The organism is Saccharopolyspora taberi, from assembly GCF_039534165.1.
Classification (GTDB): domain Bacteria; phylum Actinomycetota; class Actinomycetes; order Mycobacteriales; family Pseudonocardiaceae; genus Saccharopolyspora_D; species Saccharopolyspora_D taberi.
Window position 1 is genome coordinate 248025 of record NZ_BAAAUX010000001.1, and the last position, 20525, is coordinate 268549.

Annotated in this window: 18 protein-coding genes; 7 read left to right on the forward strand and 11 right to left on the reverse strand. The window is 71.0% G+C overall.

Going from position 1 to position 20525, the window contains the following annotated elements; translation table 11 throughout:
* Window positions 1-71: 71 nt before the first annotated feature.
* The 8 genes from ABD691_RS01520 to sbnA form a co-directional block, all read right to left on the reverse strand.
* Window positions 72-524 carry a MaoC family dehydratase gene (locus tag ABD691_RS01520; RefSeq protein WP_344677483.1) on the reverse strand — a complete coding sequence of 151 codons (453 nt, stop codon included), beginning with the start codon at window positions 522-524 and terminating at the stop codon, window positions 72-74.
* A gap of 8 nt (window positions 525-532) precedes the next feature.
* Window positions 533-1612, reverse strand: a complete 1080-nt coding sequence (locus ABD691_RS01525) for an acyl-CoA dehydrogenase family protein (protein WP_344677484.1) — start codon at window positions 1610-1612, stop codon at window positions 533-535.
* Window positions 1609-2790 carry an acyl-CoA dehydrogenase family protein gene (locus ABD691_RS01530; protein WP_344677485.1) on the reverse strand — a complete coding sequence of 394 codons (1182 nt, stop codon included), beginning with the start codon at window positions 2788-2790 and terminating at the stop codon, window positions 1609-1611. The genes ABD691_RS01525 and ABD691_RS01530 overlap by 4 nt, the downstream gene beginning before the upstream one ends.
* Entirely contained in the window at window positions 2787-3548 is a 762-nt protein-coding gene (fabG, locus tag ABD691_RS01535) for a 3-oxoacyl-ACP reductase FabG (RefSeq protein ID WP_344677486.1), read from the reverse strand. The genes ABD691_RS01530 and fabG overlap by 4 nt, the downstream gene beginning before the upstream one ends.
* 34 nt (window positions 3549-3582) lie before the next feature.
* Complete coding sequence (locus ABD691_RS01540; RefSeq protein WP_344677487.1) at window positions 3583-4794, reverse strand: acyl-CoA dehydrogenase family protein; 1212 nt, start codon at window positions 4792-4794, stop codon at window positions 3583-3585.
* Between the two features lies 1 nt (window position 4795).
* Complete coding sequence (locus tag ABD691_RS01545) at window positions 4796-5815, reverse strand: phosphotransferase family protein (RefSeq protein WP_344677488.1); 1020 nt, start codon at window positions 5813-5815, stop codon at window positions 4796-4798.
* On the reverse strand, window positions 5812-6456 hold the full coding sequence (locus ABD691_RS01550) for an HAD family hydrolase (RefSeq protein WP_344677489.1): 645 nt from the start codon (window positions 6454-6456) through the stop codon (window positions 5812-5814). Before ABD691_RS01550 ends, ABD691_RS01545 begins: the two co-directional genes overlap by 4 nt.
* A 298-nt stretch (window positions 6457-6754) precedes the next feature.
* Window positions 6755-7738: a 2,3-diaminopropionate biosynthesis protein SbnA gene (gene sbnA, locus ABD691_RS01555; protein ID WP_344677490.1), complete on the reverse strand. Its 984-nt coding sequence runs from the start codon at window positions 7736-7738 to the stop codon at window positions 6755-6757.
* 403 nt (window positions 7739-8141) lie between these two features.
* On the opposite strand from sbnA, the gene ABD691_RS01560 reads away from it, so the two are divergent.
* The 4 genes from ABD691_RS01560 to sbnB are packed head-to-tail and all read left to right on the forward strand — an operon-like array spanning window position 8142 to window position 16096.
* Entirely contained in the window at window positions 8142-10625 is a 2484-nt protein-coding gene (locus ABD691_RS01560; RefSeq protein WP_344677491.1) for a Pls/PosA family non-ribosomal peptide synthetase, read from the forward strand.
* 11 nt (window positions 10626-10636) lie between these two features.
* Complete coding sequence (locus ABD691_RS01565; protein ID WP_344677492.1) at window positions 10637-14023, forward strand: non-ribosomal peptide synthetase; 3387 nt, start codon at window positions 10637-10639, stop codon at window positions 14021-14023.
* Between the two features lie 31 nt (window positions 14024-14054).
* Window positions 14055-15032: a TauD/TfdA family dioxygenase gene (locus tag ABD691_RS01570; RefSeq protein ID WP_344677493.1), complete on the forward strand. Its 978-nt coding sequence runs from the start codon at window positions 14055-14057 to the stop codon at window positions 15030-15032.
* A gap of 32 nt (window positions 15033-15064) precedes the next feature.
* Window positions 15065-16096: a 2,3-diaminopropionate biosynthesis protein SbnB gene (sbnB, locus tag ABD691_RS01575; protein WP_344677494.1), complete on the forward strand. Its 1032-nt coding sequence runs from the start codon at window positions 15065-15067 to the stop codon at window positions 16094-16096.
* Between the two features lie 40 nt (window positions 16097-16136).
* Here the strand turns inward: sbnB and ABD691_RS01580 are convergent, their stop codons facing one another.
* Genes ABD691_RS01580 through ABD691_RS01590 form a run of 3 tightly spaced genes read right to left on the reverse strand, consistent with a single transcriptional unit; the run spans window position 16137 to window position 17988 of the window.
* Window positions 16137-16544: an arsenate reductase ArsC gene (locus ABD691_RS01580; RefSeq protein WP_344677495.1), complete on the reverse strand. Its 408-nt coding sequence runs from the start codon at window positions 16542-16544 to the stop codon at window positions 16137-16139.
* A gap of 14 nt (window positions 16545-16558) precedes the next feature.
* Window positions 16559-17632, reverse strand: coding sequence for an ACR3 family arsenite efflux transporter (gene arsB, locus ABD691_RS01585; protein WP_344677496.1), 1074 nt, complete (start codon window positions 17630-17632; stop codon window positions 16559-16561).
* Window positions 17629-17988: an ArsR/SmtB family transcription factor gene (locus tag ABD691_RS01590; RefSeq protein WP_344677497.1), complete on the reverse strand. Its 360-nt coding sequence runs from the start codon at window positions 17986-17988 to the stop codon at window positions 17629-17631. Before ABD691_RS01590 ends, arsB begins: the two co-directional genes overlap by 4 nt.
* Window positions 17989-18059: 71 nt before the next feature.
* Between ABD691_RS01590 and ABD691_RS01595 the strand changes: the two genes are divergently transcribed.
* From ABD691_RS01595 to ABD691_RS01605, 3 genes are all read left to right on the forward strand, one after another.
* Complete coding sequence (locus ABD691_RS01595) at window positions 18060-18491, forward strand: ArsI/CadI family heavy metal resistance metalloenzyme (RefSeq protein ID WP_344677498.1); 432 nt, start codon at window positions 18060-18062, stop codon at window positions 18489-18491.
* An 88-nt stretch (window positions 18492-18579) separates the two neighbouring features.
* A complete protein-coding gene (locus tag ABD691_RS01600; RefSeq protein ID WP_344677499.1) occupies window positions 18580-19467 on the forward strand; it encodes an NAD(P)-dependent oxidoreductase in 888 nt (295 codons plus the stop codon).
* Between the two features lie 376 nt (window positions 19468-19843).
* Entirely contained in the window at window positions 19844-20470 is a 627-nt protein-coding gene (locus ABD691_RS01605) for a cyclase (RefSeq protein ID WP_344677500.1), read from the forward strand.
* Window positions 20471-20525: the final 55 nt, after the last annotated feature.

A 20525-nucleotide genomic window follows, 5' to 3' on the forward strand; every position in this document is an offset into this window, starting at 1 on the left:
ACGACGAAGGCGCCGATCGGGTGTCCGGTGCGATCACCGAACACCGCGACCGGCGCCGACAGGCCGCCGCGTCAGAAGACCAGCCGGGACAAGCTCTCGGCGACGCAGGCGGGCTTCTCGCCGCCCTCGATCTCGATGGTGGCGTTGATGGTCAGCTGCAACCCGTTCGCCGTCTCGGTCACGTCCGCCAGCTCGCTGTGGCAGCGGATCCTCGAACCGACGGGCACCGGCGCCGGGAAGCGAACCTTGTTCAGCCCGTAGTTGATCCCCATCTTCACGCCCTCGAACCGGTAGATCTGGGCGTTCAGCGCCGAAAGCAGGCTCAGCGTGAGGTAGCCGTGGGCGATCGTGCCGCCGAACGGTCCCTGCGCCGCCCGCTCGGTGTCGAGGTGGATCCACTGGTGGTCGAGCGTGGCGTCGGCGAACAGGCCCACCTGCTCCTGGGTGATGGTCAGCCAGTCGCTGGTGCCGAGCTTCTCGCCCTTGGCCGCGAGGACTTCCTCTGGGCTGGTGAACACGCGCATGGGTACTCCTAGCTGTCGAGGCCGACGAGTTCGGCGATGCGGGTGCGGTGGCGGTCCGGGATGCCGAAGGCGAGCTGGGAGCTCTTGGCGCGACCCAGGTAAAGGTGCACCGGGTGCTCCCAGGTCATGCCGATTCCGCCGTGCAGTTGCAGGCTTTCCTCCGCCGCGAGCACGGCGAGGTCCGAGCAGTACGCCTGTGCCAGCGCCACCCGGAGGTCCGGCTCGTCGCCGGTGAGCGCGGCGGCGGCTGCCCGGGCGGTGGCCCGCGCGGTGCTGACGCCCGCCCACAGGTCGGCCAGCCGGTGCTTGACCGCCTGGAACGAGCCGATCTGGCGGCCGAACTGGTACCGGGTCCGCACGTAGTCCACAGTGGAATCCAGGCAGAACTGGGCCAGTCCGACCTGCTCGGACGCGAGGATCCCGGCCCCGACGGTCAGCGCGCGCCGAAGAGCGGCTTCCGCGTCGCCGTCCACGCGCTCCGCGCTCACCGACCGCAGGTCCAGCGTCGCGATGCGGCGGGTCAGGTCCAGCGGTGTCGTCGGCACGACCTCGGCCGCCGCCGGGTCCAGCAGGTACAGCGCCGGACCGTCTCCGTCGACCGCCGGGACCACCACGACATCAGCCGCCTCCAGATCCACGACCGTCGTGACCGTCCCGGTCAGCGCACCGCCCTCGGCCTTCACCGACGACGGGAATCCGCTGTGGGGAAGGGAAGTCAGGCCGACCGCGACGGTGCCGACCCGTGTCCCGTCGACCAGCTGCCGCAGAACCTCGCCGGTTCCGGCGCACTCGGCCAGCGCCGTGGTCGCCAGCAGGTTCCCGAGGAACGGAACCGGCGCGACCGCACGCCCCAGCTCCTCGGCGACCACCGCGACCTCGCGGGCGCTCGCACCCGCACCGCCTGCCTCCTCCGGCACCAGCAGCCCGGCGAGCCCGAGCTCACCGGCCAGCGTCCGCCACAGGTCGAGGTCGTAGGGCTGATCGGTCTCGCACCGGGCGAGCACCGCGGTCCAGTCGCAGCGGTCCTGGAGCAGCCTGCGGACCCCGGCCCGGAGGTCGTCCTCGACTTCGGTGTAGAGCAGGCTCATCGGGGCAGCTCCTTCCACGGCACGTCCTTGTCGGCCCGAGGTTCGGCGGGCAGGCCGAGGATCCGCTCGGCGATGATGTTGCGCAGGACCTCCGAGGTGCCGCCCTCGATGGAGTTGCCCTTGGCCCGCAGGTATCGGTACCCGGCGTCGCGCGAGGTGAAGTCCGTGCTCTCCGGCCGCCGGAAGCTCCAGTCCTCGTAGGACAGTCCGGCCTCGCCGAGCAGCTCCACCTCGAAGCCGGAGATCTGCTGGTTGAGCCGGGCGAACGCCAGCTTGACCGCCGAGCCCTCCGGTCCCGGGCCGCCGACGGCGAGCTGCTCGCGCAGCCGCAGGCCGGTGAGCCGGGTGGCCTCGGCCTCCACCCACAGCCGCAGCAGCCGGTCGTGCAGTCCCGGGGTGCGCAGTTCCGGGTTCTCCCGCCACAGCCGCGCGACCACGCCGATCATCCCGGACTCCGGCTCGGTGTTGCCGCCGCCGATGGCCACCCGCTCGTTCATCAGGGTGCCCATGGCGACTTCCCAGCCCTGGCCGACCTCGCCGAGCCGCTGCGAGTCGGGGATGCGCACACCGGTCAGGAAGACCTCGTTGAACTCGGCCTCACCGGTGATCTGCCGCAACGGCCGCACTTCTACGCCGGGCGCGGTCATGTCGCACAGGAAGTACGTCAGCCCCTTGTGCTTGGGCAGGTCCGGATCGGTGCGCGCGACCAGGATCGCGAACTTCGCCGTGTGCGCGAGGGAAGTCCACACCTTCTGCCCGTCCACCACCCAGTCGTCGCCGTCGCGGACCGCACGGGTCGACAGCGCCGCGAGGTCCGAACCCGCGCCGGGCTCGCTGAACAGCTGGCACCACACCTCTTCGCCCGTCCACAGGGGACGGAGGTAGCGGCGGCGCTGCTCGTCGGTGCCGAAGCGCAGGATCGTCGGCGCCGCCATGCCCAGGCCGATGCCGATCCGGTGCGGATCGTTGTCCGGCGCGCCCGCGGTGGCCAGCTCCTCGTCCACCACCTGCTGCAGTTCGCGGGCGGCGCCCAGCCCGCCCAGCCCGGCCGGGTAGTGCACCCACGCCAGCCCGGCGTCGAAGCGGGCGCGCAGGAACTCCAGCCGGTCGGTGGTCGCCGGGTCGTGCGCGGCGAGGAAGTCCGCGACGCCGCGGCGCAACTCCTCCGCGGTGGTCACGCCTTCGGCCCTCCCGCGACGTAGATGACCTGGCCGGAGACGAACCCGGCCTGCTCGCCGGCGAAGAACGACACGGTGTTGGCGATGTCCTCCGGCTTGCCCGCCCGGCCGACGGGAATCGCGGCGATCGCGGCCTTGGTGAAGTCCTCGAACGAGACGCCGACCCGCTCGGCGGTCGCCCTGGTCATGTCGGTGGCGATGAACCCGGGCGCGATCGCGTTGACCGTCACGCCGAACTTGCCCAGCTCGATGGCCAGCGTCTTGGTGAAGCCCTGCAGGCCGGCCTTGGCGGTGGCGTAGTTGGCCTGCCCGCGGTTGCCCAGCGCCGAGGTCGAGGACAGGTTGACGATCCGGCCCCAGCCCGCCTCGGTCATGTACTTCTGCGCCGCGCGGCTCATCAGGAACGAGCCGCGCAGGTGCACGTTCATCACCGTGTCCCAGTCCTCTTCGGACATCTTGAACAGCAGGTTGTCGCGCAGCACTCCGGCGTTGTTGACCAGCACCAGCGGTGCGCCGAGCTGCTCGGCCACCCGGGTCACCGCGGCGTCGACCTGCGCGGCGTCGCTGACGTCGGCACCGATCGCCAGCGCCCGGCCGCCCGCGCCCTCGATCGCCGCGACGGTGTCGGCGCACTGCTTCTCGTCGAGGTCGATCACGGCGACGGCGAAGCCGTCCTCGGCCAGCCGCACGGCGGTGGCGGCGCCGATGCCGCGCGCGGCTCCGGTGACGATCGCGACTCGGGGGTTGGACTGCGTCATGCTCTCTCTCCTTGACGGGGAACGGGTTTTCGCCTCAGGCTCGGTACTTCTTCAGCTCCCGGCGGGCCAGGGACCGCCGGTGCACCTCGTCGGGTCCGTCGACGATGTGCAGGGTTCGGGCGTGCGCGTACAGGTTCGCCAGCGGGAAGTCCTGGCTGACCCCGCCGCCGCCGTGGGCCTGGATGGCGCGGTCGATGACCCAGGTGACCATCTCCGGCACCGCCACCTTGATCGCCTGGATCTCGGTGTGCGCGCCCTTGTTGCCGACCGTGTCCATCAGCCACGCCGTCTTGAGAACGAGCAACCGGGTGGTTTCGATGCGGATCCGGGCGTCGGCGATCCACTGCTGCACCACGCCCTGGTCGGCGATCGGCCCGCCGAAGGCGACCCGCTCGCTGACCCGGCGGCACATCAGCTCCAGCGCCCGCTCGGCCATGCCGATCGCGCGCATGCAGTGGTGGATGCGCCCCGGTCCCAGGCGGGCCTGCGCGATGGCGAAGCCCTCGCCCTCCCCGGCGATGACGTTGGAGACCGGCACCCGGACGTCGTCGAACACGATCTCGGCGTGCCCGCCGTGGTCGCCGTCGGAGTAGCCGAAGACGTGCATGCCGCGCTTGACCCGCACGCCCGGGGTGTCGATGGGCACCAGGACCTGGCTCTGCTGGCGGTGCCGTTCCGCGCCGGGGTCGGTCTTGCCCATCACGATGAGGATCTTGCACCGGGGGCTCATCGCGCCCGAGGACCACCACTTGCGGCCGTTGATGACGTAGTGGTCGCCGTCGCGCTCGATGCGGGTGCCGATGTTGGTGGCGTCCGACGACGCCACGTCCGGCTCGGTCATGCAGAACGCGGAGCGGATCTCGCCTTCCAGCAGCGGTTTCAGCCACTGCGCGCGCTGCTGCTCGGTGCCGAACATCGACAGCACTTCCATGTTGCCGGTGTCCGGGGCCGAGCAGTTGGTGGCCTCCGGGGCCAGGTGCGGGCTGCGGCCCATGATCTCGGCCAGCGGCGCGTACTGGAGGTTGGTGAGCCCGGCACCTTCCTCGCCGGGCAGGAACAGGTTCCACAGCCCCCGCGCGCGGGCCTCGGCCTTGAGGTCCTCGACGATCGGCGGGTGCGCCCAGACGTCCGAGGCCGCGGCGGTCTGCTCGGCCAGCACGGGTTCGGCCGGGTAGACGTGCTCGGTCATGAACGCCGTGAGCCGCTCCCGCAGCTCCTCGGTCCGGTCGTCGAACGCGAAGTCCATGTCATACCTCCTGGAGGGCCGCGAGGCCCTGGGCGACCAACGGTGCGACGAGAGCGCCGACGTGGTCGAAACCCTCGCCGACGGTCTGCTTGCGGGTGAAGCGGTAGTGGATCCCTTCGAGGATCACCGCGAGCTTGAAGAACGCGAACGCGCGGTACCAGTCCAGCCCGGACAGGTCGGCGCCGCTGCGGCCGGCGTAGCGGTCGAGGAGTTCCCGCGCGGTGGGGAAGCCGTACTCGGGGCCGACGCCCTTGGTGATCGGGTTCCTCGGGATTCCGCGGAAGCCCTCCCAGTAGACCGCGAGCAGCCCCAGGTCGGTGAACGGGTCTCCGAGGGTGGCCATCTCCCAGTCCAGCACGGCCGCGATCCGCTGGTCGTCGACGATGACGTTGTCCAGCCGGTAGTCGCCGTGCACGATGGCCGCGCGGCTGGTCGCCGGCACGGTCGCGGCCAGGCGCTCGGAGAGCTCGTCGATGCCGTCGAGTTCCCGGCTGCGCGAGGCGGCGAGCTGCTTGCTCCAGCGGCGGACCTGGCGTTCCAGGAACCCCTCCGGGCGGCCGAAGTCGCCCAGTCCCACCGATTCCGGGTCGATCGCGTGCAGGTCCGCGAGCACGTCCACCAGCCGCATCGACAGCTCCCGGCGCTGTTCGACGCTCAGCCGCGCGGTCAGCTCCGGGGTGCGGTAGACGGTGCCGGGCACGTGGTCCATGACGTAGAACGGCGCGCCGATGACGGATTCGTCCTGGCAGAGCAGGCGGGTTCGCGGCACCGGGACGGCGGTCCCGGACAGCGCGGACAGAACCCTGTGCTCGCGGCCCATGTCGTGCGCGGTCGCCAGCACGTGGCCCAGCGGGGGCCTGCGGACCACGAACGTCCGTTCACCGTCGCCGACGAAGTAGGTGAGGTTCGACCGTCCACCTTGGACGATCTCGGCGTGCAGCGGGCCGCCGACGAGTCCGGGGAGCTCGGCGTCCAGGTGCGCCCGCAGGGCGGTGAGGTCGAGGCCGGGCAGGTCGTTCAACGGGTCTCCTGGGGTAGCAGCGCGTCCAGTGCGGCGCGGGTCCGGTCGGCGTCGGTGTGCAGCACGGCGCGCAGGCCGAGCTGCTCGGCGGCCTCGACGTTGGGCGGGGCGTCGTCGACGAAGACGGCCTCCGCCGGGGTCAGGCCGAGGCGTTCGAGGGTAAGCCGGTAGATCCGCGGGTCGGGTTTGCGCAGGCCCACGTCGCCGGAGATCACGGTGACCTCGAACAGCCCGTCGAGCACGTCCCACGGGTAGCTGTGGCCCCAGCTGTTGGACAGCAGCGCGGTGCGCACGCCCCGGTCGCGCAGCTCGCGCACGAGCGACAGCATCGCGTCGTCGTCGCGCATGTGCGCGAAGAGCCTGCCGAGCAGCCCTTCCGGGGCGACCGGGCCGCCGTCGGTGGTGCGCAGCCGTGGCGCGAGCGCGGCGTTGAACTCCTCGGCACCGATCTCGCCGGTCTCCAGGCGGTGGATCGGAGTGCCGTCGGGAGCGCTGCGCGACAGCCACTCCTTGAGCGCGGCGGAGTAGGTCTCGGGCCGGATGCCCTCTGCCGCGGTCCAGTCCGCGATCGCCTTCCGGCCGGAGGTGGTGAGCACCCCGCCGTAGTCGAAGATCGCCGCGCTGATGTTGGTCGAGGACATGCCTGGACCATACCGACTAGCCGGTATGTGTGCCAGGGTTCCGGGGCTCGTTTTGGGTGGCGGCGCGGGTGGCGGAACCTCAGGCGCCGCCTCGCTCCGGAATCTTTTTCCGACGTATGTCCAATACGACGGAAAAAGCTGTCCTCGCGAGGCGACGCCTGAGAACCCGCGGCGGTGCCGGTTGCTTGGGTGGGCTAAGCGGCTGGCGCCGCTTGAGGACGATGGTCGGGGTGGGTTCTGGTCCTGAACGCGGCGGGGCGGCTTGCCGTTGGGCAAGCCGCCCCGCCTCCCCCTCGGCTCAGGCGGCCTGGGTGGTGGCGGGCTCGTCCGTGCGGAGTGCGTCCGCGCCGTAGAGCTCCTGCAACCAGTCGGGCCGGTAGACGGTGTCCAGGTACCGCTCACCGAGGTCGGGAGCGATGGCCACCGCGGTCAGGTCGCTGTCCGGGTAGTCGGCCAGCCAGCTCATCGCGCCGCTGACCACGGTCCCGGTGGACCCGCCGAACAGGAACCCGCGCCCGGCCATCCGGTGGCACGCCCGGATGGTGTCGACCTCCTCGACCTCGACCACCTCGTCCACGTAGGACTCGTCGAGCATCTGCGGCCGGACGCTGGTGCCCAGCCCCGGGATCATCCGGCGCCCGGGCGGGCCGCCGAAGGTCACCGAGCCGACGCTGTCGACCGCGACCACGCGGACCGGCCGGTGCCACTGCCGGAAGAAGCGGGCGCAGCCCATCAGCGTCCCGGTGGTGCCCGCGCCGACGAACAGCACGTCCAGCATGGGGAACTGGCGGGCGATGGCGGGCGCGGTCCGGCGGAAGTGCGCCTGCCAGTTGCCCGGGTTCGCGTACTGGTTGAGCCAGACGTACCGGTCGTCGGAGTCGCACAGCGCGCGGACGTAGTGCAGCCGCGCGGCCAGGAAACCGCCGTTGGTCGCGGCCTCGCCGATGACGTGCACCTGACTGCCCAGCGCCTCCATCATCCGGATCGTCGCCGGGTTGCAGCGGGCGTCGGTCACGCACAGGAACCGGTATCCGCGGTTCGCCGCGATCATGGCCAGCGCCACGCCGAGGTTCCCGGACGAGGACTCGACCAGCACCGATCCGGGCCGCAGCAGCCCGTCGCGCTCGGCGGCCTCCACCATCTCGGTCGCGGCCTTGAGCTTGATCGAGCCTGCGAAGTTGAAGCCCTCGCACTTCAGGAAGAGCGAGTGTCCGAAGATCGACCGCAGGTCGACGTAGAGCTCGTCCTCGTTGAAGTCGAGGGGGGCGGAGATGACTGGCACGGTGACTCCCTACGGTGAAGCAGCACTTGGCGGCTGGTGCTCCTCCAGGCTCCGACTCGGGAGTCGCCGGATCGATGGTGTCGTCCCCCTCGCGCGCGGAGCCGACCCCCGAGCCCGGCTGGGGTCATCCCGCCCCGGCGGCGGGGGCCATCCCTACCCCGCTCCGGATCGGAGCTGAGCAGCGCCTTACCGGTGGCAGGTGAACGGCGGGAGCCATACCGGTGGGTCGACCTCGTGCCCCGAGGGGCCCGGGGTGCTGTCCCTACCCGGAGCCGGGGGCTCGCACCAAGCGGCTGTGGGGTCTGCCCGGTGGTTCGCCGCAGGCTTCCGGCGGATCGTTTCACCTCGTCCGGGGTACTCCGCGGACACATCGCGAAATGCCCACCTCCACAAGGGAGCTCACGTGCCGGGACACCCCGTCGAGGTCGCGCCGGACGACCTCACCGACAACACGACCACACCGGTCGGCACCGAACAGATCTTCGCCGAGGTGCTGGCCGGTGTCGTGCGCACCGAGCAGGTTTCGGTCCACAGCAACTTCTTCGACGACCTCGGAGCCGACTCCATGGTCATGGCCCAGTTCTGCGCCCGGGTGCGCAAGCGGGACGACCTGCCGTCGGTGTCGATGAAGGACGTCTACCGGCACCCCACGATCAGCAGCCTGGCCACCGCGCTGTCCGGCGACGAGGCGCCCGCGGCGCCCGCCCCGGAGCCGGCGCGGGTGGCCGAACCGGTGAGCAGGGCGCAGCACCTGCTCTGCGGGACGCTCCAGCTGCTGGCCTTCCTGCTGCTGGCCTGCGTCGGTTCGATCGTGCTGACCGCGGGCTTCGAGTGGATCTCCGAGGGCGCCGGCGTTGTCGGCATCTACCTGCGGGCCCTGCTGTTCACCAGCGTGACCTTCACCGCCGCGTGCGTGCTCCCGATCCTCGCGAAGTGGACGATCATCGGCCGGTGGAAGCCCCGGGAGATCCGGATCTGGAGCCTGGACTACTTCCGCTTCTGGTTCGTCAAAACGCTGGTGCGGGCCAACCCGCTCGCCCTGTTCACCGGCTCCCCGCTGAACGTGCTCTACCTGCGCCTGCTGGGCGCGCGGGTCGGGCGCGGCGTGGTGATCCTGACCAGGCACCTCCCGGTGTGCACTGACCTGGTGTCCATCGGCGCGGGCACGGTCGTCCGCAAGGACGCCTACGTCCAGAGCTACCGCGCGCACTCCGGGATGATCCAGACCGGACCGGTCTCCCTCGGCGAAAACGTGTTCGTCGGCGAGGCGTCCGTGGTCGACATCGGCACGTCCATGGGCGACGGCTCCCTGCTCGGCCGGTCCTCCTCGCTCCACGCCGGGCAGGCCGTGCCCGCGGGCGAGCGGTGGCACGGTTCCCCGGCGCAGCGGACCGGCATGGAGTACCCGGCGGTCGAACCCGCCCGCTGCGGCACCCTGCGCCGCGCGGTCTACGCCACGCTGCAACTGGTGGTGCTGCTGAGCATTTCGCTGCCGCTGGTGACCGGTGGCGCGACGATGCTGCTCACCGGCGTCCCGCGGCTGGCCCAGATCCTGCAGGCGGGCGAACTGGCCTTCACGTCCTGGGCGTTCTGGCGCGAGGCGCTGGCCGTGTCGCTGCTGCTGTTCTTCGGTGCGCTGGTGGTCGGCCTGCTGACGGTGGCGACGATCCCGCGGCTGCTCAACCTCGCCATCACTCCGGGCAAGGCGTACCGGCTCTACGGCATCCGGTTCTGGGCCCAGCGGGCCATCGCGCGGATGACCAACAGCAAGTTCCTCATGTTGCTGTTCGGCGACAGCTCCTACGTCGTGCCCTACCTGCGCTGGATCGGGTACCGGCTGACCCCGGTCGTGCAGACCGGGTCGAACTTCGGCACCGAGGTCAAGCACGACAACCCGTTCGTGACCACGGTCGGCAGCGGCACGATGGTCGCCGACGGGCTCTCGGTCATCAACGCCGAGTACTCGAACACGTCGTTCCGCGTGGCCGAGGCGAAGGTCGGGCCGCACAACTTCCTCGGCAACCACATCGTCTACCCGCCCGGCGGGCGGACCGGCGACGACTGCCTGCTCGCGACCAAGGTCATGGTTCCCATCGACGGCAAGGTCCGCGAGGGCGTGGGGCTGCTGGGCGCGCCCAGCATGGAGATCCCGCGCACGGTGCAGCGGGACAAGAGCCTGGAGGTCGCCGACCACGAGCGGCACAGCAGGCTCCGCATCAAGAACCGGCACAACCTCGCCACCATTGGCTGGTTCCTGCTGGTCCGCTGGGTGCACCTCTTCGTCGTCACCGTGCTGGCCGGGGCAGCGGCCGACCTCTACGGGCACATGGCGTCCTGGTCGGTCGCGCTGGCCACCGTCCTGGTCCTGCTGTTCACCGTCGCCTACAACGTGCTGGTCGACCGGATCGTCACGAAGGTCCACCCGCAGCGGCCGATGTTCTGCTCGATCTACGACCTCCGCTTCTGGCGGCACGAGCGGTACTGGAAGGTGCCGGAGACCGACTACCTGGCGATGTTCAACGGCACCGCGTTCAAACCGCTGCTGTGGCGGCTGATGGGTGCGCGGGTCGGCAAGCGCGTCTTCGACGACGGCTGCTACATCTCCGAGCGCAGGCTGACCGCGATCGGCGACGACGCGATCCTCAACGTGGGCAGCAAGATCCAGTGCCACTCGCAGGAGGACGGGTCGTTCAAGTCCGACCACAGCGAGCTGGGCAGCCGTTGCACGGTCGGCATCAGCACGCTCGTGCACTACGGCGTGACCGTGGGCGACGACGCGGTGCTGGGGCCGGATTCCTTCCTGATGAAGGGCGAGTACGTACCCGACCAGGCGCAGTGGGTCGGGAACCCGGCGCGGGAACTGGCAGGCGAAAGGGCAGTGGCATGAGGACCGACCGCATGAGGACCGACGCCGAGTTCTGGAGCGACGTGCTGTCCGCGGGCGGGGGCACCTCGATTCCGCGCTGGACCGCCGTCCCGGCGGCGGGCGCCGCCGAGGATCTTGGCGCTGCCAAGGGTTCCGGTGCTGCCGAGGGTTCCGGTGCTGCCGAGGGTTCCGGTGCTGCCGAGGGGCCCGGGGTCGCCGAGCACTCTGGCGCCGCCGAGCGTCCCGGTGCTGCCGAACGTCCTGGCGTCGCGGAGCGTCCTGGCGCCGCTGAGCGTCCCGGTGTCGCCGAGCGCTCTGGCGCTGCCCAACGCTCCGATGCCGCCGAGCGTCCTGGCGCTGCCGAGCACCCCGGTGCCGCCGAGCGTCCCGGTGCCGCCGAACCCCCCGGAGTCGCCGAGCACGAGGAACCGCTGCCGCTGGAGCCGGTGCGCCGGCTGGCCGACGAGCTGGCGGTGCCGCTGGGCGCCGTGCTGCTCGCCGCGCACGCCAAGGTGCTGTCCGCGCTCTCCGGCGAGACCGAGGTGGTGACCGGCCGCGACGGGAGGCCGTGCCGGCTGTCCACCGGCCCGGTGACCTGGCGGGAGCTGGTCCTGGCCACTCACCGGACCGAGTCGGAACTGTTGTCGCGCAAGGGTTTCCCCGGGCTGACCGAGCCGCTGTTCGAGACTTCGTTCGGAGCAGGCGACCTCGCCGCCGACACCGTGCTGCACGTCGGCCTCCGCGGGGACCGGCTCGTGCTGCGCTACCGGACCGAGGCGCTGGACGCCGGGGCCGCGGCCCGGATCGCGGGCTACCACCGGACCGCGCTGGAGCTGATCGCGGCCGACCCGGACGCCGAGCACGGGCGCCAGAGCCTGCTGTCGGTCGAAGAGCTCCAGCACCAGCTCGACGACCTGGCCGGTCCGCGCCGGGAGCTGCCGGACCGCCGGTTCCACGAGCTGTTCGAGGCCAGGGCCGCGCTGCACCCGGACGCCGTCGCGGCCGTGCAGGGCGACCGGCGGTGGACCTACGGCGAGCTGAACTCCCGCGCCAACCGGCTGGCCAGGGCGCTGCTGGCGCGCGGGCTGCGCCGGGAGGGCGTCGTCGCCGTGGTGACCGAACGCGACCTGGACTGGATGGCCGCGGTCATCGCGATCTTCAAGGCGGGCGGCGCGTACCTGCCGATCGAGCCGCACTTCCCGGCCGACCGCATCGCGACCACGCTCACCCGCGCGGAGTGCTCGCTCGTGCTGACCGAACCGGAAAGCACGACCACATTGGACCAGGCGCTCGACGAACTCCCCGCTGTGCGGCGGATCTTCATCACCGACGCGTACGAGGAGGAGCACGACGACAGCGATCCCGGGGTGGCCGTGACCCCGGACCAGCTCGCCTACATCTACTTCACCTCGGGTTCGACCGGCGAGCCCAAGGGCGCCATGTGCGAGCACGGCGGCATGCTCAACCACCTCTTCGCCAAGATCGACGACCTGGAGATCGCCGAGGGGCAGGTGGTCGCGCAGACCGCCCCGCAGTGCTTCGACATCTCGCTGTGGCAGCTGGTCTCGGCGCTGCTGGTCGGCGGGCGCACGCTTCTGGTCGAGCAGGAGGTGGTCCTCGACGTCGAGCGGTTCGTCGACCGGATCGCCGAGGGCCGGGTCGGCGTGCTCCAGGTCGTGCCGTCCTACCTGGAAGTCGTTCTGTCCTATTTGGAGGATCATCCCCGGGAGCTGCCGGACCTGCGGTGCGTTTCGGTCACCGGCGAGGCGTTGAAGCTGGAGCTCGCGCACCGCTGGTTCGCCACCGAACCGGGAATCCGGCTGGTCAACGCCTACGGGCTGACCGAGACCTCGGACGACACCAACCACGAGGTCATGGACCGGCCTCCGGAAGGGGACCGGGTGCCGCTCGGGCCCGCGGTCAACAACGTCAGCGTCCGCGTCGTCGACGAGCAGCTGTCCCCGGTGCCGCTCGGCGCACCCGGCGAGATCGTCTTCTCCGGGATCTGCGTCGGCCGCGGGTACGTCAACGACCCGGAGCGCACGAAGCGCGCGTTCACCACCGATCCGCACCGCCCCGGCCAGCGGCTCTACCGCAGCGGCGACCAGGGGCGCTGGCGGCCGGGCGGGAAGCTGGAGTTCCTGGGCCGCCGGGACACCCAGGTCAAGATCCGCGGTTTCCGCATCGAGATCGGCGAGATCGAGAACACCCTGCTGCGGGTGCCCGGGGTCCGCGACGGTGCGGTGGTCGTCGCCGAACGGGCCGGTCAGAACAAGCACCTGGTCGCGTTCTACTCCGGTCCGCGGGAGCTGGACGGCGAACTGCTGCGGGAGCGGCTGGCCGCGGCGCTGCCGGAGTACATGGTCCCGTCGGACTTCCACTGGCGGGAGCAGCTGCCGCTGACCGCCAACAGCAAGATCGACCGCAAGGTCCTGACCGCGCTGGCCGAGGAACTGGGCGCGGCCCGGGACGACTACCGCGCGCCGAGCACGCCGACCGAGCGGCGGCTGGCCGCGGCGTGGGCGAAGGTCCTCGGCGTGCCGGAGGACGAGGTCGGCAGGCACGACGACTTCTTCGACCGCGGCGGAACCTCGCTGTCGGCGGTGAAGCTGGCGATCGGGCTCAAGCGGGAGATCTCGCTCGCCGACATCACCCGGCACCCCGTGCTGGCCGACCAGGCCGAGCTGGCCGACGACCGGGCGGGCGTCCACACCGGACTGCTGCAACAGCTGTCCGAATCGGACGGTCCGGCGCTGGTGTGCTTCCCGCCCGCGGGCGGGAACGCGGTGAACTTCCGCCCGCTGGCCGACGCGCTGCACGGGATCCGGGTGTTCGCGGTGGAACTGCCGGGGCACGATCCGGCCGGGAGCCCGGAGTTCGCCTCCCTGGAGCAGGTCGTCGACCGCGTCGTCGCCGAGATCGAAGCGCGGGGGTTGACCGGGGTTCTGCTGTGGGGCCACTCGTCGGGTGCGGCGTTCGCGCTGGCGGTGGCGCGGAAGCTGCGCGATGTCCAGCGCGTGTTCGTCGGAGCGCAGCTGCTCGGCGACGCCGCCGGACGGCGGGCGGCGATCACCGAGCTGGACGGGCGCGGCGACGCCGAGATCGCCGCCGACCTGGACCTGCCCGACGCGCGCACCGGAGCCGCCTTCCGGCACGACTTCGCCTGCGCCAACCGGTACCTCGCCGAGTTGCTGGAAACTCCGCCGGAACCGAAGCTGTCCGTCCCGGTGACGGCGGTCGTCGCCGCCGACGATCCGCTCACGGCGGAGTTCCGGGAACGCCACGGGGAGTGGCGGACGCTGGCCGAGCACGTCGACCTGGTCGAACTCGCCGACGGCGGTCACCACTTCCCGCGCACCCGCCCGTCCGAAGCCGCCCGAGCCGTGCTGCGCGCGGCGTCGCTGCTGGCTTCCCCGTGAGCTGCCTGCTTCTTCGAGAAAGGAGAACGAGATGGAGCCCACCTCCGCATCCCTGCTCGACCTGGACCTGCGACCGGGCAGGCCGCCGGTGCTGCGCGCGACCGGCGATCCGCCGGGCTGGGCGGCCGAGCACCGCGACGCGCTGCGCGCCGCCGTCACCGAACACGGCTCCGTCCTGGTCCGGGGACTCGGGATCGCGGACCGGGACCAGGCCATCGAGGTCTTCCGGCGGATGGGTAGCACGCTGATGACCGAACGTGAGGCGTTCGCGCCGAGGCAGACCTACGCCGAGGGCGTGTACTCGTCGTCGAAGTGGCCGCAGAACCAGCCGATGTGCATGCACCACGAGCTGAGCTACCTGCTGGAGTTCCCCGGCATGATGATGTTCTCCTGCCTCACCGCTCCGGTGGAGGGCGGTGCGACCGCCGTCGCCGACGCGCCGACCGTGCTCGGTGAACTGCCCCCGGACCTGGTCGAGCGGTTCGAGCGGGAGGGCTGGATGCTCGTCCGCAACTACAACGAGGAAATCGGAGCGTCCATCGAGGACGCGTTCGGAACGGCGGACCGGTCCGCGGTCGAGAACTACTGCCGGGCCAACGAGATCGAGTTCGAGTGGCAGCCCGACGGCGGGCTGCGCACCTGGCAGCGCCGCCACGCCGTCGTGCGCCACCCGGTCTCCGGGAAGCGCTGCTGGTTCAACCAGATCGCGTTCCTCAGCGAGTGGACGATGGCGCCGGAGGTGCACGAGTACCTGGTCGACGTCTTCGGAGCGGAAGGGCTTCCGTTCAACACCCGCTTCGGCAACGGAGATCCGGTCGGCGAGGACGTCGTGGCGACGCTCAACGAGATCTACGACACCAACACCGCGCGGGAGCCGTGGCAGGACGGCGACTTGCTGCTGGTCGACAACGTGCGGACCGCGCACAGCCGGGAGCCCTTCGGCGGGGAACGCGAGGTGCTCGTCGCTATGACCGATCCGGTGCGGCTGGCAGACTGCACGACCGGGTAAACCTAACCTAACCTAACCACTGGAGGAGTCGAATGTCGGAGCTGACCGTCCCACCGTTCGCGGTGATTTCCGGAGCCCAGGTACAGAACGCCTTGCTGGGGCGCGAGAAGCAGGTCGTGGACCTGGTCGAGGCGACCTACCGGCTGCACGACGAGGGCGACTCGGTGAACCCGCCGTCGTACTTCCTGCGGTTCCCGGACCGGCCGTCCGACCGGATCATCGCGCTGCCCGCGTCGGCGGGCGGGCAGGTGCGGGTGGACGGGCTGAAGTGGATCTCCAGCTTCCCTGGCAACGTGTCCGCGGGCATCCCGCGCGCCTCGGCGGTGCTGATCCTCAACGACCACGACACCGGGTACCCGTTCGCCTGCCTGGAGAGCTCGATCATCAGCGCCACCAGGACGGCGGCCTCGGCGGCGCTGGCCGCCGACCGGCTCAGCCGCGACCGGGCCCGCCCGGCGCGCGTCGGGTTCTTCGGCGTGGGGCTGATCGCCCGGTACATCCACACGTTCCTGGCCGGTACCGGCTGGTCGTTCGACGAGATCGGCGTGCACGACCTGTCCACCGAGCACGCGGCGGGCTTCGCCGGCTACCTGGAGCAGTCCGGCGCCACCGGCAAGATCACCGTGCACGACAGCGCGGAGTCGCTGATCCGCAACAGCGACCTGGTGGTCTTCGCCACCGTGGCCGGTGAACCGCACGTCAGCGAGGTGTCCTGGTTCGAGCACAACCCGCTGGTGCTGCACGTGTCGCTGCGCGACCTGGCGCCGGAGATCGTGCTCGCGTCCACCAACATCGTCGACGACGTCGAGCACTGCCTGAAGGCCAACACCTCGCCGCACCTGGCCGAACAGCGCACCGGGAACCGGGACTTCCTGGACGGCACCCTCGCCGACGTCATGGCCGGGCGGGTCCGGCCCGCGGCCGACCGGCCGCTGGTGTTCTCGCCGTTCGGCCTGGGCGTGCTCGACCTGGCGGTGGGCAAGTACGTCTACGACGAGGTTTCGCGGGCCGGCGAGCTGCACGTGATCGAGGACTTCTTCCACGAGCTCCGCCGCTACGGCTGAGCGGTGTCGTGCCGACCCCCGCGCCCGGCCGGCGCGGGGGTCAGTTCCCGGTGGCGATCTCCGCGAGCAGGCTCTGGACGCGGTGGTCGATGTCGTCGCGGATCCTGCGGACCTCGTCCACCGGCCTGCCTGCCGGGTCGTCCAGCTCCCAGTCGAGGTAGCGCTTGCCGGGGAAGACCGGGCAGGCGTCGCCGCAGCCCATCGTGATGACCACGTCCGCGGCCTCCACGGCGTCGGTGGTGAGCTTCTTGGGGAACTCCTGCGAGAGGTCGAGGCCGAGTTCTTCCATGACGACCAGCACGGCGGGGTTGATGGTCTCGGCCGGTGCCGACCCCGCCGAACGGACCCGCACCCGCCCCTGGGAGCGGTGGTGCAGCAGGGCGGCGGCCATCTGCGAACGTCCCGCGTTGTGCACGCAGACGAACAGGACTTCGGGTGTTGCGGACACGGTTGCTCCAGGGTTCATGACGATGTCGGGCGGAACCAGCGCCGCGCGGCGAGCGAGGCGTAGACCAGGGCGACGAGCACCGGGACTTCGATCAGCGGGCCGACGACCCCGGCGAGGGCCTGGCCGCTGGTGACGCCGAAGGTGCCGATGGCCACCGCGATGGCGAGCTCGAAGTTGTTGCCCGCCGCGGTGAACGACAGCGTCGCCGAGCGTTCGTAGTTCAGCCCGATCGCCTTGCCGAGGGCGAACGATCCGGCCCACATGATCGCGAAGTAGGCCAGCAGCGGCAGCGCGATGCGGGCGACGTCGGTGGGACGGGCGGTGATCTGGTCGCCTTGCAGGGCGAACAGGATCACGATGGTGAACAGCAGCCCGTAGAGGGCGACCGGACCGATCCTGGGCAGGAACCGGGTCTCGTACCACTCGCGGCCCTTGGCGCGTTCGCCGAGCCTGCGGGTCAGGTACCCGGCGACGAGCGGGACGCCGAGGAAGACCAGGACGTTCTTGGCGATCTCCCAGGCCGAGACTTCCAGGCCGACCACCGGGAGGCCGAGCCAGCCGGGGAGCACGGAGAGGTAGAACCAGCCGAGTCCGGCGAACGCGATCACCTGGAACACCGAGTTCAGCGCGACCAGCACGGCGGCGGCTTCCCGGTCGCCGCAGGCGAGGTCGTTCCAGATGATCACCATGGCGATGCAGCGGGCCAGGCCGACGATGATCAGCCCGGTGCGGTACTCGGGCAGGTCCGGCAGGAAGACCCAGGCGAGTGCGAACATCAGCGCCGGACCGAGGACCCAGTTCAGCACCAGCGAGGAGATCATCAGGCGCTTGTCGCCGGTGACGGCGTCGAGCCGGTCGTAGCGGACCTTGGCCAGCACCGGGTACATCATCACCAGCAGGCCCAGCGCGATCGGCAGCGAGATCCCGTCGACCTGCACCGCGTCCAGCGCCGGGCCCAGGCCCGGGACCCACCGCCCGGCCAGCAGGCCGGCCACCATCGCCGCCCCGATCCACACCGGCAGCAACCGGTCCAGCGCCGACAGCCGAGCCGCGACCGGAGCAGTGGCCTGCTCGGCAGTCCGGCTCATGCGGTCACCGCCTCGGCGTCGGCGGGCAGCAGCACCATCGACACCGCGCGCAGGGTCTCCGGCCGCACCCGGTAGTAGATCCAGGTGCCGCGCCGTTCGCCCTCGATCACCCCGGCCTCCCGCAGCACCTTGAGGTGGTGCGAGATCGTCGGCCCGGACAGGTCGAAAGGTCCCGTCAGATCGCACACGCACGCCTCACCGCCCGCGTGCGAGGCGATCAGCGACAGCAGCCGCAGCCGGACCGGTTCTCCGATGGCCTTGAACACCCGGGCCAGCTCCGCCGACTGCCCGGCCGTCAGCGGCACGCGCATCAACGGCGAGCAGCACAGCGCGGTGTCCCCATCCTGATTCGACATGCACCTAACTTGACACACATCGAAACAGGGAGCAAGCTGCTGTTTAGATAAACATCTAGACAGGAGCCGTGATGTCCCGCATCCAACTCGCCCTCCGCGTCGGTGACCTGGAGGGCTCGATCTCCTTCTACTCCAAGCTCTTCGGCGTCGAACCGGCCAAGCGCAGGCCCGGCTACGCCAACTTCGCCGTCGCCGAACCACCGCTGAAGCTGGTCCTGCTCGAAGGGGAACCCGGCCAGGACGCCGCTATGGACCACCTCGGCGTCGAGGTCGACGACACCGCGACCGTCGACGACGCCACCCGCCGGCTCTCGGAGCTGGGGCTGTTCACGCAGGTCGAGAACGACACCACCTGCTGCTACGCGCGCCAGGACAAGGTCTGGGTGCACGGCCCCGGCCGGGAACCGTGGGAGGTCTACGTGGTCAAGGCCGACTCCGAGACCGCGGGCCAAGCACCCGACCTCCAGGTCGAACAGGGGGAGGCCCGCACCGCCTGCTGCTGAACGGTCCTCCCGGCGCTCAGGTGCCCGCCAGGCAGAATGTCGCCCGGAACCAGGATGTTGCCGGACGTCACGGGCGGAGGAGGACGCGGTGCAGTCGGTTGGCGTGATCGGGCTCGGGCCGATGGGGGCGAACCTCGCCCTGCGGCTGGCGGACGCGGGATACGACGTCGTCGCCACCTCGCGCAGCGAGGTGACCCGGGAAGCCGCCGCGCAGCAAGGGGTCCGCGTCGTCGGTGACGTGCCTGCGCTGGCCGCGCGGCTGCGGGAGACCGGGTCCGAGCCGGTGGTCGTGGTGTCGCTCCCGGCGGGCCCGCAGGTGCGGGCGGCGGCGGAGGAACTGCTCGGCGCGGGCGGCCGGTTCGTCGTGATCGACACCAGCACGTGCGCTCCCGCCGACGCTCGCGCACTGGCCGAGGACCTGCACGCCCGGGGCTGCGCGGTCGTCGACGCGCCGGTCTCCGGTGGTCCGACCGCCGCGCGGGCGGGCTCGCTGTCGGTCATGGTCGGCGGGACCGAGGACGACATCACCGCCGCCGACGAGGTGATCCGCGCGTTCGCCGGGCGGGTCGTGGTGTGCGGAGGGCCCGGTGCGGGCCAGATCGCCAAGGCGTGCAACCAGCTCGTCGTCACCGCCAACATCGCCGTGGTCGCCGAGGCGCTGGTGACCGCCTCGGCGCTGGGCGCCGATCCGGCGGCCGTGCGCGAAGCCCTGCTCGGCGGCTACGCCGCCAGCCGCATCCTCGAACTGCACGGCGACCGCATGCTGCGCCGAGACTTCACCCTCGGCGCCGCCGCGCGCACGCAGCTCAAGGACATCGGCATCATCCGGGAGCTGACCGAGGGCGTGGTGGACAACCAGGTCTTCGAGGCCGCCGCCCGCACGATGGCCGAGCTGGTCGAGTCCGGTGGCGGCGACCTCGACCACAGCGCCGCCGTGCAGGTCGTCGAGCGGCGGGCGGGCCACCGGCTGGGCTGATCCGCAGGCATGTCAAGCCGCACGCCGCCGGAAAATCGGTGCGCGATTCTCACTCCGGGAAACTCGGTGGTGGCCCGCCGCAAGAATTCCCCTGCGCCGCAAGGGTAAGAGTCCACATGCACTCTTCCGGCCGAGCCGGGTCACCGGCGGTGAGCCCGCTGCGATGAACGAGTGTTGCCGGAATCTCCCGCGTGGCGCGGAACTCCACGCCCGCGGCGGTTGTGCGCGGGAGCATCGCTCACTCTCGGTCGAACGCCGGGAAACCTGGCAATCACGGGAAAACGAGTTTCGTTGACGTCGTGCCTACTGGTCAGTAAGTATCTCTCCGCCGCGCGGCTCAACCTGGTGTTCTCCGACGATTCCCGAGGTGAGGCCAATGAAGTCCGCCCTTCGTCCGCTGACCGCGACCGCGCTGGTCGCCGTCGCCGCCCTGGCGTTCACGCCGCAGGCCGCGGCAGCTTCGTTCGACATCAACTTCGACTGCTCCGGCGACTCGCCGGTCGGCGAGCAGAAGTTCACCCTGGGCCAGAGCACCGACGTGACCGCGCCGGCGACGGTCGCGCCGGGTGCCGCGCTCGACATCGTCATCGACCCCGCGCCGAACACGGTTCCGGGTGAGGTCAACGGCTACACCGTCAAGCGGGTCGAGCAGATGGACCTGCGGATCCCGATCCCGGCCAACTCGACCTACGTCTCGGCCGACCTGGCCGGCGGGTCCGGCCTAGGTCCGAACCCGCCGACGATCACCCTGGAGGGCAACGTCGCCGTCCTGCACCTCGACGGGCCGCTCAACGGCGGCCAGCCGTTCGAGCTCCCGACGGTCACCGCCCACCTCACCGCGGGGGACTCCGGCACGATCGAGACCAAGCTGGCGGGCACCAGCTACGACGACCCGGGGCTGACCTTCACGGCCGTCGTGTCGTCGGTCATCGGCGACCAGAGCGTGCCGTCGCGGTGCTTCCCCAACCCCAACCCGGTGCTCACCACCACGACCATCGGCTGACCGCTTCCGGCCGCTGGAACGGCGCCCGTCCGGCCACCACCGGACGGGCGTCGCG

What these genes read in the sequence shown, in the direction of transcription:
- ABD691_RS01570 (WP_344677493.1), top strand. Translation starts at nt 14,055, where the DNA reads ATGGAGCCCACCTCCGCATCCCTGCTCGACCTGGACCTGCGACCGGGC.
- ABD691_RS01525 (WP_344677484.1), bottom strand. Translation starts at nt 1,612, where the DNA reads ATGAGCCTGCTCTACACCGAAGTCGAGGACGACCTCCGGGCCGGGGTC.
- ABD691_RS01565 (WP_344677492.1), top strand. Translation starts at nt 10,637, where the DNA reads ATGAGGACCGACGCCGAGTTCTGGAGCGACGTGCTGTCCGCGGGCGGG.
- ABD691_RS01520 (WP_344677483.1), bottom strand. Translation starts at nt 524, where the DNA reads ATGCGCGTGTTCACCAGCCCAGAGGAAGTCCTCGCGGCCAAGGGCGAG.
- ABD691_RS01605 (WP_344677500.1), top strand. Translation starts at nt 19,844, where the DNA reads ATGAAGTCCGCCCTTCGTCCGCTGACCGCGACCGCGCTGGTCGCCGTC.
- ABD691_RS01590 (WP_344677497.1), bottom strand. Translation starts at nt 17,988, where the DNA reads ATGTCGAATCAGGATGGGGACACCGCGCTGTGCTGCTCGCCGTTGATG.
- arsB (WP_344677496.1), bottom strand. Translation starts at nt 17,632, where the DNA reads ATGAGCCGGACTGCCGAGCAGGCCACTGCTCCGGTCGCGGCTCGGCTG.
- ABD691_RS01540 (WP_344677487.1), bottom strand. Translation starts at nt 4,794, where the DNA reads ATGGACTTCGCGTTCGACGACCGGACCGAGGAGCTGCGGGAGCGGCTC.
- ABD691_RS01595 (WP_344677498.1), top strand. Translation starts at nt 18,060, where the DNA reads ATGTCCCGCATCCAACTCGCCCTCCGCGTCGGTGACCTGGAGGGCTCG.
- ABD691_RS01550 (WP_344677489.1), bottom strand. Translation starts at nt 6,456, where the DNA reads ATGTCCTCGACCAACATCAGCGCGGCGATCTTCGACTACGGCGGGGTG.
- fabG (WP_344677486.1), bottom strand. Translation starts at nt 3,548, where the DNA reads ATGACGCAGTCCAACCCCCGAGTCGCGATCGTCACCGGAGCCGCGCGC.
- sbnB (WP_344677494.1), top strand. Translation starts at nt 15,065, where the DNA reads ATGTCGGAGCTGACCGTCCCACCGTTCGCGGTGATTTCCGGAGCCCAG.